Source organism: Actinomadura sp. NPDC049382 (assembly GCF_040677125.1).
Classification (GTDB): Bacteria; Actinomycetota; Actinomycetes; order Streptosporangiales; family Streptosporangiaceae; genus Spirillospora; species Spirillospora geliboluensis.
This window is the reverse complement of the sequence record NZ_JBFARO010000034.1, coordinates 64,293-75,231: the sequence shown is the minus strand read 5'-3', so window position 1 is coordinate 75,231 and position 10,939 is coordinate 64,293. Positions and strand designations below refer to the sequence as shown.

Annotated in this window: 13 protein-coding genes; 11 read left to right on the top strand and 2 right to left on the bottom strand. The window is 66.8% G+C overall.

Features of this window, described 5'->3' with window-relative positions:
* Nucleotides 1–229 precede the first annotated feature (229 nt).
* A complete protein-coding gene (locus AB0K34_RS21765; protein WP_364550503.1) occupies nucleotides 230–1,087 on the top strand; it encodes a hypothetical protein in 858 nt (285 codons plus the stop codon).
* A 38-nt stretch (nucleotides 1,088–1,125) separates the two neighbouring features.
* Here the strand turns inward: AB0K34_RS21765 and AB0K34_RS21760 are convergent, their stop codons facing one another.
* Nucleotides 1,126–1,929 carry an inositol monophosphatase family protein gene (locus AB0K34_RS21760; RefSeq protein WP_364550501.1) on the bottom strand — a complete coding sequence of 268 codons (804 nt, stop codon included), beginning with the start codon at nucleotides 1,927–1,929 and terminating at the stop codon, nucleotides 1,126–1,128.
* On the bottom strand, nucleotides 1,926–2,780 hold the full coding sequence (locus AB0K34_RS21755) for a DUF5919 domain-containing protein (protein ID WP_364550499.1): 855 nt from the start codon (nucleotides 2,778–2,780) through the stop codon (nucleotides 1,926–1,928). Before AB0K34_RS21755 ends, AB0K34_RS21760 begins: the two co-directional genes overlap by 4 nt.
* 349 nt (nucleotides 2,781–3,129) lie before the next feature.
* Between AB0K34_RS21755 and AB0K34_RS21750 the strand changes: the two genes are divergently transcribed.
* The 10 genes from AB0K34_RS21750 to AB0K34_RS21705 all read left to right on the top strand — a co-directional run bounded on the left by AB0K34_RS21750 (nucleotide 3,130) and on the right by AB0K34_RS21705 (nucleotide 10,934).
* A complete protein-coding gene (locus AB0K34_RS21750; RefSeq protein WP_364550497.1) occupies nucleotides 3,130–3,423 on the top strand; it encodes a hypothetical protein in 294 nt (97 codons plus the stop codon).
* A 178-nt stretch (nucleotides 3,424–3,601) separates the two neighbouring features.
* Nucleotides 3,602–3,904, top strand: coding sequence for a hypothetical protein (locus tag AB0K34_RS21745; protein WP_364550496.1), 303 nt, complete (start codon nucleotides 3,602–3,604; stop codon nucleotides 3,902–3,904).
* A 319-nt stretch (nucleotides 3,905–4,223) separates the two neighbouring features.
* Complete coding sequence (locus AB0K34_RS21740; protein WP_364550494.1) at nucleotides 4,224–4,955, top strand: GntR family transcriptional regulator; 732 nt, start codon at nucleotides 4,224–4,226, stop codon at nucleotides 4,953–4,955.
* Between the two features lie 111 nt (nucleotides 4,956–5,066).
* Nucleotides 5,067–5,498 (top strand): plasmid replication, integration and excision activator, encoded by a 432-nt coding sequence (locus AB0K34_RS21735; protein WP_364550492.1) that lies wholly within the window; start codon nucleotides 5,067–5,069, stop codon nucleotides 5,496–5,498.
* Complete coding sequence (locus AB0K34_RS21730) at nucleotides 5,498–5,782, top strand: hypothetical protein (protein ID WP_364550490.1); 285 nt, start codon at nucleotides 5,498–5,500, stop codon at nucleotides 5,780–5,782. Before AB0K34_RS21735 ends, AB0K34_RS21730 begins: the two co-directional genes overlap by 1 nt.
* Nucleotides 5,782–6,087 carry a hypothetical protein gene (locus AB0K34_RS21725; protein ID WP_364550488.1) on the top strand — a complete coding sequence of 102 codons (306 nt, stop codon included), beginning with the start codon at nucleotides 5,782–5,784 and terminating at the stop codon, nucleotides 6,085–6,087. The genes AB0K34_RS21730 and AB0K34_RS21725 overlap by 1 nt, the downstream gene beginning before the upstream one ends.
* Nucleotides 6,088–6,176: 89 nt before the next feature.
* On the top strand, nucleotides 6,177–7,643 hold the full coding sequence (locus AB0K34_RS21720; protein WP_364550486.1) for an FtsK/SpoIIIE domain-containing protein: 1,467 nt from the start codon (nucleotides 6,177–6,179) through the stop codon (nucleotides 7,641–7,643).
* Complete coding sequence (locus tag AB0K34_RS21715; RefSeq protein ID WP_364550484.1) at nucleotides 7,640–9,358, top strand: replication initiator; 1,719 nt, start codon at nucleotides 7,640–7,642, stop codon at nucleotides 9,356–9,358. The genes AB0K34_RS21720 and AB0K34_RS21715 overlap by 4 nt, the downstream gene beginning before the upstream one ends.
* Nucleotides 9,355–9,585, top strand: coding sequence for a helix-turn-helix domain-containing protein (locus tag AB0K34_RS21710; protein WP_364550482.1), 231 nt, complete (start codon nucleotides 9,355–9,357; stop codon nucleotides 9,583–9,585). The genes AB0K34_RS21715 and AB0K34_RS21710 overlap by 4 nt, the downstream gene beginning before the upstream one ends.
* A complete protein-coding gene (locus AB0K34_RS21705; RefSeq protein ID WP_364550480.1) occupies nucleotides 9,585–10,934 on the top strand; it encodes a site-specific integrase in 1,350 nt (449 codons plus the stop codon). Before AB0K34_RS21710 ends, AB0K34_RS21705 begins: the two co-directional genes overlap by 1 nt.
* The last annotated feature ends 5 nt before the right edge of the window (nucleotides 10,935–10,939 follow it).

Genomic DNA, 10,939 nt, shown 5'->3' with positions numbered 1-10,939 from the left:
CGGCGCGGCCGTCCGGTGACCGGCGCCCACGCCGCACGCTCCGGGCGGCCTGGCGCGGGGCCGCGCAGCGGCCTGAGCGCCGCCGCCCCTTGATCCCAAACAGCCCAATTCGGCAACGTACAGAACTAGTTCCACGCAAACATCTTTCGGTCTGCCAAGACTCATGTGCGGCAGTCCTCTTTGGCAAGTTCTCAGCTTCACGACCTACCCTCTGACTATCCTTGGGTCCATGGAGAGACGCCAGAGAGATCAGCTCACTGCGCTGGTTGATGAGGCCGACGAGCTTGAACGTTTGGCTCGCAACGTACAGACGGCACAGGGTAACGCTGAGGCGCTCGCACAATTGGAATTGAAGTATTTGCCATGGCACGCCCGCTGCCTTACATTCTTGCCAGATGATCTACTTGACAAGTTTCGCTTCGAATATGAAGGTAACTTTGCCCAGTGGCGAATAAAGCACTTCCTGCAGAAGGCCCTTGAGCGCAACAGTCTTTATAATGAGGAGACCGCAGCAGTCGGCGTCAGTCCATGGACGTATACGTTCAATGACACATTTCGTGGCCCCTTGCTGGACCAGAAGAGATTTCTTCTAACAGCCGCTGAGCGCTTTGGCGGTGACGTCGAGACACTTAACAGACTTGATCTCCTTGAAACGATATTTCGACGTCTCCCGTTCGCTATTGCCGTCCTGCGTAGGGAGGTAAATAGACAGCCTGGACTGCCAATGAAGAATGAATATGACTTGCAACGCCTAGTGCATGCTGTACTGAGTCTGCATTTCCTTGACGTTGAGCCTGAAGATTCAAGTCCCACTGCTGCCGGTTCAGCGCCGAGAATCGACTTCGTATTGGGCGATGAGCGCATCGCGTTTGAGACAAAGATGACCCGAGAAAGTCTCACCACAAGGAAGTTGGGTGACGAACTGGCAGCGGATATCATCCGCTACAAGAGGCATCCAGACGCCAGTGCATTCTTCGGTCTTATATATGACCCTGATCGGCGGATCGGGAACGCCGCCGGTTTTGAACGCAGCCTAAATTCCGATACGGACGACTTTCCAGTGCGCGTTATTATAGTTCAAGGATAGGGACTTGACTCATTGGATGCCTGATCGCGAGACCAGCGTTATTTGGCTGGATGGGCAGCGTCGCCAAGGGGCAGTAGGTTTAGGGCTAGAGCCGGTGTCATCGCGACGGTGGCGGTTGAGGTAAAAGTGTGGCCGGTGCCGTCTTGGTCGGTTACCTTGGCTCCGGCTTCGCGGGCGATGATGACGCCAGCGGCGGTGTCCCATGGCTTGTTGGAGAGTGTGATGCTGGCGTCCAGTTTACCTTCGGCCACCCAGGCGAGGTCGATGGCTGCTGAGCCGAGCATGCGGACACGTTGGACGTTGGCGGCTAGGCGTTCGGTTAGGGCGATGCGTTGGCGGTTCTTGGCCTCGGCTCCCTCGCCTACGGCGTAGTCGCCTATGGCGACGATGGCGTCTTTGAGGTCGGTGGTCATGCTTGCTTGGATGCGACGGTCTCCGAGGTAGGCGCCGGCGTGCTGGGCTGCGTGGTAGCGGGTGCCCAGGAACGGTAGGTCGATGACGCCGACGACCGGGCGGCCTCGTTGGATGAGGCCGATGGAGATACCGCAGAGCGGGATGCTGCGAACGAAGTTGGCGGTGCCGTCTACTGGGTCGATGGCCCAGAGGAGTTCGCCGGTGGTGTCGCCTGTGATGCCTTCTTCTTCGCCGAGTACAGGGATGTCGGGGGTTCGCTCTTTGAGGTAGTCGCGGACGGCGCGCTCTACGGCGTAGTCGACTTCGCTGGCCATGTCGCGGTCGCCCTTGGCGGTGAGCAGGCCGGGGACGCGCGTGCGCACTAGGTCGCTGGCGATCTCTGCTGCCTTGAGGGCGGCGGGTAGTAGGGCGGCTGGTGCGTCGGTCATACGGTGCGGCCTCGTTCCCATAGCGCGTTGAAGATCTCTTCGAACGTCCCGTACAAGCCTGCCCCGGTCGGGTTGCGTTCGGCGAGGAAGGTGGGCGAGTCGACCCCGCGGGCGTTCGGTAGGTAGGGCTGCATCACGCAGAGCTGGTTGTTGAGGAGTGTGATGTTGAACCGGATCGTCTCGTCGTAGACGGCGACGGACAGCCGGTCTTGGGCCTCGGGCGATAGGCGTTTGCGTAGGCGCGTCAGGACTTCGATGTTCAGGCGCGTGAGGGTGGTGAGGTGGTTGTCCGTGTAGCCCTCTTCCTGTTCGCGGGCTCGGATGGCCTCGCCCTCGGGGTCCAAGAACAGGGCTTGCAGGGTGGTGCCGTCCTCGATGAGCCGGTAAAGACGTTGGTCGGGGTACTGCTGGCAGAGCATGTTGAGGGAAAGGCCGGCGGCTCGGATGCTGCTCGCTCCGTCGAGTAGGGCGTGTGGCGGGTGTGCGTAAGAGGACTCGGCGCGGGTGGCGAAGACGGCGGTGACGTCGGCGTAGGGGTTCGGGCCTACCCGGTCGGCGGTTGACTCAAGGTCGGCCCGCTCGTCGCTGGGCGCGTAGGCGGCGGGCTCGTCCGCCAGGACGTGGGGCGGGCAGGGGGCGAACAGCTCGTCGGCCGTCCACTCGGGGAACATCGCCTCTAAGACCCGGCAGTGATCTGTGTAGGGCAGGCGTTTGAGTTCGCCGGACGTCCAGCGGTGGAGCTGGGCGCGGCTCGGCGCGGTGCCGGTGAGTTCGGGCGAGATCTTCTTGGCGGCCTCGTTGTAGGCGGCCTGGAACATGCCGTACCGCTGTAGGCGGCGCTGACGGATCACGACTTGCAACAGGATCGGTTGGGGAGACACCGGCCGTCCTCTCTGCTGGGCGTTTCTCAGGCTAGACGCGTCGTGAGATCGAAGACGAGACAAAGTCGAGACGGTTGCAAGACGTTGACGGGCGAGACGAGATGATCACGGCGTCGTGACGCAACGTGACTTGTTGGCACGGTGTGGTCATGGCGAGCGATTGCACCTCTTGCAGGGGACGCGGGGTCAAGCGGCGTGTGGCGCGGCGGACGTTGACGCCGAGGCACGTGGCGGGCGTTTCGGCTGACAGTCGTCAGGACTCTTGCCCTGACTGCCTGGGGACGGGTCGCGAGTCCGAGCGGCAGGCCGGTGCGGAGTCGTGAACGCGCGGGACGTCGAGTTGCGGCTTCTGGCTGATCTGCGAACCTGCCTTCTCGGTCTGGGCCTGGCCGTTCGGCTGGATGAGGGAATGCCGGGGCTGCTGGTGAGTACCGGGAATCCGGGGCTGTTCGTATGGGTGTTCGTCGGGGCCTCCGGCCGTACGTTCACCTGGCGGCGCGACGACAGCAAGCACCCGGTCGACGATGTGCCGGGCGCGGCGGGCAAGGTCGCTCGCTTCGTCGCCGCGCAAGCTGGACAGCTCAACGGGTCGGCGAACGACCACTTCGACTAGCGCTGTAGGGCTGGCCTCATGGGCTGGCCCTAGCGCATTGAACGGCAGAGCCGGCGGCGCGGCGAGGACGGTCCGTCGCGTGATCGCCCCCCAGTTCCCCCATTGATCACGTGTGTGGGAGGGACGGGCCGGGGCCCCGCGCCTCCGGCTCTGCTTCCAACGAAAGCGAGAACAGGTGATGGGTCCTTCTCTCTCCCGCGACGCTGAACTTCGGGTGCTGGGTGATCTGTGCCGGGCTCTGGTCAGGCGCGGCCTGTACGTCCAGTTGCGCGACGCCATCCCCGGTCTGACGGTCACCCTGCCGGGCGGGACGTCCCTCGACGTCATCGGCTACGTGACGGTGAACCGGCGCAAGGGTGAGGTGTCCTGGTGGCGAGTCGACAACGTGCACCCGGTCATGGACCTGGACGGCGCGGCCGAACGGATCACCGCGTTCATGAACGAGCCGACCGCCCCGAACCTGCCGAGGTTGCGGCCATGACGCCGTGGACCAGGGGCGCGCCGGACGATGTCACGGCGGCAATCATCACCCTGCAACGCAGGTTCCCGGCCTCGTCGGTCTGGTTTGGGCACCACACGTTTCGCTGGTGGGCCATGATGCCGCGGGCGGGGCGCTGGGTGCTCCTTGAAGCGGCGACGCCGATGGAGTTGGCGGGTCGGATGGCAGAGGCGCGCGGGTCCGCTGTGCCCAGCGGAGTAACCGGGCCTGCTGGTGTCCGGTAGTCGTGACAGCCGGGACGGGTTGGGCGTATATTAACGCTGACCTGGTAAGACAACCTGTCGGATGATGGACGGTCGACGTGAGCCTTGAGTCCGTGCCCCCCAAGTACGCCCAGCTCGTCACGGAGCTTCAACGGCGCATCGAGTCCGGCCGGTACCCGCCCGGCTCGGCGATGCCCAGCGAACACCAGCTCATCGAAGAGTTCAGCGTGAGTCGGCCGACCGTGGTAGCGGCCCTGCGGGTACTCCGTGATCAAGGCTGGATCGACTCCCGGCAGGGCAAGGGCCGGTTCGTCCGGGGTCGTCCTGCCCTGGCCTCGCTGGAGAGCGCGCGGGCGGGACAGATTCGGTTGGCTGGCTCGGAAGCGGCCATACCCGGCGAGGTCCTGGCCGCTGGGGTGGTCGACGCGCCGAACCGTGTCCGCTCCCTCCTCGACCTCGGCTCGTCCGGCCGCGCGTTCCTCCGCCGGCGGCTGCTGACGGCTGACGGTGGGCCGTCTGAACTCCTCTCCCTGTGGCTGCCCCTGAGCCTTTCAGAGGGGACGGACCTGACCAGCGACGAACCGCTGAAACAGGGTGTGCGGGAGCATCTGGAGTCGCGCAAGGGCGTGAAGTTCGATCACGTGATTGAGCACATCGTCGCGAGGATGCCGACCGGCGAGGAGGCGGAGGCGTTGTCGATGCGCGCGGGGACGCCTGTCCTCGTCGTGTACGCGACTGCTCGGGACGCTGCCGGTCGTCCGCTCATGGTGATCGACACCGTGTTGCCCGCTGACCTGCATGAGCTGGAAGACGCCTACCCGCTGGCGTGACCGTATCCGGCCACACGCCGGTTAGTTACTTGATAGACCAAGCTGGGTACACCTACGATCGCACTTGATAGGTCAACTGACAGACAGTTGACCGGATGGGAAGTGATCGTCATGGCGGTGCAGGGTCCGTTCAAGGTCGCGTTCGGGGACGTGTTCCCGTTCGGGGCGTTCGTCAAGGGCGGGGTGGAGCCGGTGCGGGACTTCGACCGGTCGACCCGCGAGAACTTCGTGCAGGCGCGGGACAAGGACACCGGGGAACTGGTGTGGGCGGTGGAGGTGCTGGACGCCGACCCCGAGTCCAAGGGCACGTTCAAGGTCAAGCTCATGGCGCCGGTTCAGCCGTTGGTGCCGGAGGCTCCGGCGGGGTTCCCGTTCGTGCCGGTGGAGTTCGACGGGCTGACGGTGACGCCCTACGTCAACTCCGGTACCGGTCGGCTGGCCTACTCCCTCAAGGCGTCGGCGGTGCGTCCAGCCAACTTCAAGGGCGGCGGCGCATCGCGCTCGGCGGGCAAGGACAACGCGGCGGGCAAGGAGGCCGCGTGATGGCGGGCGGGCGCATGTCGGCGCTGTCGCTGCCGATCGACGGCGCGGCCTCCACCGAGTTCCGGGCGTTCCGCGCGCGTACGCCGCTGTTCACCGTCTCGGCGGGCCGGGTGCTGGTCACCCTCACCCTTCCCGAGCGGCTGAACGCCGGGGACGTGGAGTTCGCGCGGCGGCTGGCCGAGCAGGCGGCGGCTTACGCGGTGGAGGTGGAGCGGCTGTACCGCTCCGGTCGTCGTCCCTCGTCCTCGTCGGGCCGGTCGTCGGGGAAGGGGGCGGCTGCGTGATGGACGCCTACAGCTACACCACCGTCACGGTGGAGCCGGACGGGACCGCGACGGTCCACGTGTCCATGCGTCCTGACGAGCAGGTGCGGGTGTGGTGCACGCCGGGCCGTGACCGCGCACAGATCTCGCTGGCGCACGCACGCGCCGACGTGGTCATCACCCCGACGAACCCGACCGCGCCGACCGCTGGTGACGTCCGGGTCGCGCGTCGGCTCGCCGAGTCGTTCGCGACCTTCGCGGCCGAGGTGGAGCGGCTCCACGCCCAGAACCACGCGGCCGAATCGGCCGAGGACTCGGCGGCCTGAAAGCGGGTGGGGCGGCTGGAGCTGGTACCTCCGGCCGCCCCGCTTCTCTCGCTCTCCCACAGCTTTGAAAGAGAAGAGGTGTCCAGGTTATGGCCTGGGAGTTCCGCAAGCTCGGTCCCGGTGAGAACGTCGCCGTTGAAGCGCAGCGTGACCCGTTCGCCGCCCCGAAGTGGGCGCCTCCGGTATGGCACATGCCTGAGGGCCTGGTGCTCATCGTCAACGTCGCCCGCGCGCTCGCCCGGACGGCCGTGTTCCTCGTCCGCAACATCGTCCCCGTGTCCATCGCGGCCGGTCTGGGCTGGCTCGGCTACCGCTTCGGCTGGCTGGCCCCCGTCCTCGTCCTGGCCCTCGTCGCCGTAGCGCTGGGCGTGTGGGCGGGGGTGGACCGTCCGTCCTTCGTCCGCTGGATCGCCCGTCCCGTCCGTGCCCGCTGGCGACTCGTCGCGGTGTACCGGCGGGACTGGCAACCCGTCCTGGTCACCGCTGGCCTGACCAAGGTCCACAAGGGGCGGGAGTACCTGCCCTCCCTGGTCCGGGTCCGCTGCGGCCCGACCTCGGATCGGGTGCTCGTCCGCATGTTGAAGGGGCAGGCTCCGGACGCGTGGGAACGGGTCGCGGTCAACCTCGCGCACGGCTTCGGCGCAACCCTGGTCCGCGTCCGGGACGGGGACCGTCCGGGCCGCATCTGGCTCGAATTCGTCCGCAAAGATGCCCTCGCCGTCCCCATCCCCGCGCTACCCGTCCCGGACGGGGCCGACGTCGACCTGTCCGCGCTCCCGGTCGGGCGGTGTGAGGACGGTTCACCGTGGCGGCTGCGGCTCCTCGGGACGCACGTGTTGATCGCGGGGGCGACGGGGGCCGGCAAGGGCTCGGTCATCTGGTCCACCGTCCGCGCACTCCTCCCGCTCATGCTCGCCGGACTGGTGGAGGTCTGGGCCGTCGACCCCAAACGCATGGAACTGAGCTTTGGGCGTGCGCTGTTCGAGCGGTACGGACGCTACAGCGACGACCCCAAAGGCGGCATGGTCGACCTGCTGGAGGCCGCGGCTGCCGACATGAACGCACGCGCCGAACAGTTCGCCGGTGTCACCCGGTCGTTCACGCCCTCGCATGAGCACCCGTTCCGGGTCATCGTGGTCGATGAGCTGGCGTTCCTGACCGCCTACTGCCCCGAACGCGACCTACGCAAGCGGGCCGAGTCGGCGCTTGCCGTGCTCACCAGTCAGGGCCGTTCGGTGGGGTACTGCGTGATCGGGGCGCAGCAGGACGCGCGCAAAGAGGTCAACAACCTGCGCAACCTGTTCCCCGACCGCATCGCCCTGCGCCTCGATGAAGACGAACAAGTCGACATGGTGCTCGGCGACGGAGCCCGCGACCGTGGCGCCCTGGCCGACCAGATCTCATCCATCCCGCAGATCGGCGCGGGCGTCGGCTTCGTCCGGCTGGAAGCCTCCCCTGACCCGGTGCGGGTCCGGGCGGCCTACGTCTCCGACGACGACATCCGCGACATGGTCGCCTACGGGGTGCCCGACCTCGACACCTGGGGGGCTGCATGACGACATCGGCTCCCGGCGTCACCCAACCCACCCTCGACGCTCCCGAGGTCGCCCCGTCCGCTCCGGCCGAACCCGACCCGGAATCGGTCGTCAAGACGCTGGCTCCGCTGGCGCGGGGCGTGTTGGAAGCGGTCGCGGTTGAACACGGCGTCTGCATCCGCCCCATCCCCATGCGGCGCGTCGACCTGCACACGGGCGCGGCCGAAATGGTCTACGTCCCGTGCGGTCACACACTGGCCTCGGTCTGCCCCTCGTGCGCCGAACGCAAGCGCAAACTCCGCGCCGTCCAGTGCCGTCAAGGCTGGCACCTGACCGAAGAACCCGTCATCACCCGCGCTGACCCCGACGCCGAACAACGCGCGTGGATGGAACTGCGGGCACACGCTACGGCGGCCCGTGACCGCGCGGCCCTCGACGGAACGGCGGACGGGGAAGACACCTCGTTCTGGGACGCGGTCATTCGCGACCTCGACAACGAGCTAGAACGCACCGGGGTCCGCGGCTCCCTCAAAACCGGTGACCAGAGCAAGGGCCGGCGGACTCGGTCGACTCGACGGCGGCAGGATGCGCCCGACCTTCCTCGTCGTCCCGTCGACTCCCGCACGGTCGGCAAGGTCTTCCGAGGTCCGGACGGCAAGACCTTCCGGCCCTCGCTGTTCCTCACGCTGACACTCGACTCCTACGGGCGGGTCCGCTCGGACGGTACGCCGGTCGACCCCGAGTCCTACGACTACGCGCGGGCGGCGCGGGACGCGTTACACTTCTCCAAGCTGGTGGACCGGTTCGTGCAGAACCTGCGCCGGTTCGTCGGCTACGACGTGCAGTACTTCGCGGCCGTCGAACCGCAACGGCGGCTCGCCCCGCATCTGCACATGGCGATCCGTGGCACGATTTCACGGGCTGAGCTGCGGCAGGTGGTGGCGGCCACCTACCACCAAGTGTGGTGGCCTCCGACCGATCGCGTCGTCTTCGACGGCGAACACCTGCCCGTCTGGGATGACGTCGCGGGCGAGGACGGCGGCGGCTACCTCGACCCGGCAACCGGCGAAGTGCTCCCCACCTGGGATGAGGCGCTAGACGCCCTCGGCCAGGATGAGGACGCCGAACCCCTGCACGTGGTCAAGTTCGGGCGGCAGATCGACGCTCAAGGCGTCCTCGCCGACTCCGCCGACTCCCGGCGCTGCATCGGCTACCTGACCAAATACCTCGTCAAGGGCGTGGCCGAATGCCACAGCGCCGAGACTGCGGCGCAGCGTGAGCACGTCGACCGGATGGCCGAAGCGCTCCGCTACGAACCGTGCTCGCCGACGTGCGCGAACTGGCTGCGCTACGGCGTTCAGCCCAAGAACCCCCGCAAAGGCATGACGCCGGGCTACTGCAAGGGCAAAGCCCACCGCCGCGAACACCTCGGCTACGGCGGCCGCCGCGTCCTGGTCTCCCGCAAATGGTCCGGCAAGACCCTCGCCGACCACAAAGCCGACCGCAAAGCCTGGGTCCTCGCCCGCCTGGCTGAGGCTGGCGTCCCCGTGTCGAACCCGGCTGACCCGAACGCGGTCCACGTCTGGGAGAGAGCCGGCCCCGGTGACCCCGATGTGAAACCCGCCGAACAACGGCTCTTGCTGCTGATCAACGAGCGCATCCAACGGCGCCGCCAGCTCGACGCCGCGACCCACAACCCCACCCCAGAACTTTCGGCAACTGCGGAGGCAGCGTGACCAAGCGACTCGACAACCTCACGGCCGAACGGCTGCTGACCGTGGCGGAGGCGGCCGAGTACCTCAACACGTCACAGAGGTTCCCTCGTCGCCTCATCGCCGAACGACGCATCCGCTTCATCAAGCTCGGGCGCTTCGTCCGCATCCCCGAATCCGCGCTACGTGAGTTCATCGCGGCCGGTCTCGTCGAACCCATGACCGCATCCGACGTCTGGAGGGCGGCGTAATGGCCAACAAGAACGGGCGTCGTCGTTTCGGCAACATCCGCAAGCGCGAATCCGGCCGGTACCAGGTCCGGTATCCGGGGCCGGACGGACGCATGCGTACCGCGCCGAAGACCTTCGCGACCAAGACCGATGCCGACCGGTACCTGACGCTGATTGAAGCGCAGATTCTCAACGGTGACTGGACGGACCCTGAGCGCGCGAAGGTCAAGCTGGGTGACTACGCCGCGAAGTGGATCGAACAACGTCCGGGCCTCCGGCCTCGTACCGTCGAGTTGTACGTGAGGCTTCTGAGTAAGCACATCGCGCCTCGTCTCGGCGGCGTCCAGCTCGGCAACCTGAGTACGCCGATGATCCGGGATTGGCGCATGGCGCTTCTCAACGATGGCGTCTCAGCATCCGTGACGGCTAAGGCGTATCGGCTGCTTCGGGCGGTGCTGATGACGGCCTCCGAAGAGGACCGGATCATCCCGCGCAATCCGTGCCGTATCCGCGGTGCCGGTGACGAGCGTCCGGAGGAACGGCCGATTCTGAGCCTGTCTCAAGTCTTCGAACTGGCCGACCTGATCGGGCGGCGGCCGGTCGGCAATGTTCGCAAGCTGTCCGCGACTGAGTACCGGCTCCGCTACAAGCTGGTTGACGGTGAGATGCGGACGTTCCCGCAAAGCTTCCCGTCCAAGGATGCGGCAGAACGGGTCCTGTGGTCGATGGCCCTCGACAATCACGCGGCCGTGCGGCAGGACGACAGTTTCCGGGCGCTGATCCTCCTCGCCACCTTCGCGAGTCTGCGTTGGGGTGAGGCCGTGGCACTCCGGCGGCGGGATGTCGACATAGAGGCCGGCACGGTGACCGTGCGGCGGCAGTACCTCGAAATGGACACCGGTGCCCTGATCGTCGGTCCGACGAAATCGCGGGCGGGTGCTCGAACGGTCGTGCTTCCGGCGGCGATTGTTCCGGCAATCCGCGAACACCTGGAGCGGCACACCTCGTCCGACCCGGCGGCCCTCGTCTTCACGGGCGCAAAGGGCGGGGTGCTACGGCGAGGCAACTTCCGGCGGGCGTCGCGGTGGGCTGATGCGGTGGCGGCGGTCGGCGCTCCGGAACTGCACTTCCATGACCTTCGGCACACGGGCAACACGCTCGCCGCACAGAGCGGGGCGAGTCTGCGTGACCTGATGGACAGGATGGGCCATGACAGCGTGCGGGCGGCGATGATCTATCAGCACGGAACGTCCGAAGCGGGTAAGGCGATCGCCGACGCGCTCAACGACCGGATCACGGCGGCCCGTGCTGTGGACGATGACTCGGACGACGAGGACGGTGAGGCCGGATCGCTGGTTCCCGTTGCCTAATGGCC

Excerpts from the sequence above, each read along its gene's own strand:
- AB0K34_RS21705 (WP_364550480.1), top strand. The coding sequence starts at position 9,585 with ATGGCCAACAAGAACGGGCGTCGTCGTTTCGGCAACATCCGCAAGCGC.
- AB0K34_RS21745 (WP_364550496.1), top strand. The coding sequence starts at position 3,602 with ATGGGTCCTTCTCTCTCCCGCGACGCTGAACTTCGGGTGCTGGGTGAT.
- AB0K34_RS21735 (WP_364550492.1), top strand. The coding sequence starts at position 5,067 with ATGGCGGTGCAGGGTCCGTTCAAGGTCGCGTTCGGGGACGTGTTCCCG.
- AB0K34_RS21715 (WP_364550484.1), top strand. The coding sequence starts at position 7,640 with ATGACGACATCGGCTCCCGGCGTCACCCAACCCACCCTCGACGCTCCC.
- AB0K34_RS21730 (WP_364550490.1), top strand. The coding sequence starts at position 5,498 with ATGGCGGGCGGGCGCATGTCGGCGCTGTCGCTGCCGATCGACGGCGCG.
- AB0K34_RS21760 (WP_364550501.1), bottom strand. The coding sequence starts at position 1,929 with ATGACCGACGCACCAGCCGCCCTACTACCCGCCGCCCTCAAGGCAGCA.
- AB0K34_RS21720 (WP_364550486.1), top strand. The coding sequence starts at position 6,177 with ATGGCCTGGGAGTTCCGCAAGCTCGGTCCCGGTGAGAACGTCGCCGTT.
- AB0K34_RS21765 (WP_364550503.1), top strand. The coding sequence starts at position 230 with ATGGAGAGACGCCAGAGAGATCAGCTCACTGCGCTGGTTGATGAGGCC.
- AB0K34_RS21725 (WP_364550488.1), top strand. The coding sequence starts at position 5,782 with ATGGACGCCTACAGCTACACCACCGTCACGGTGGAGCCGGACGGGACC.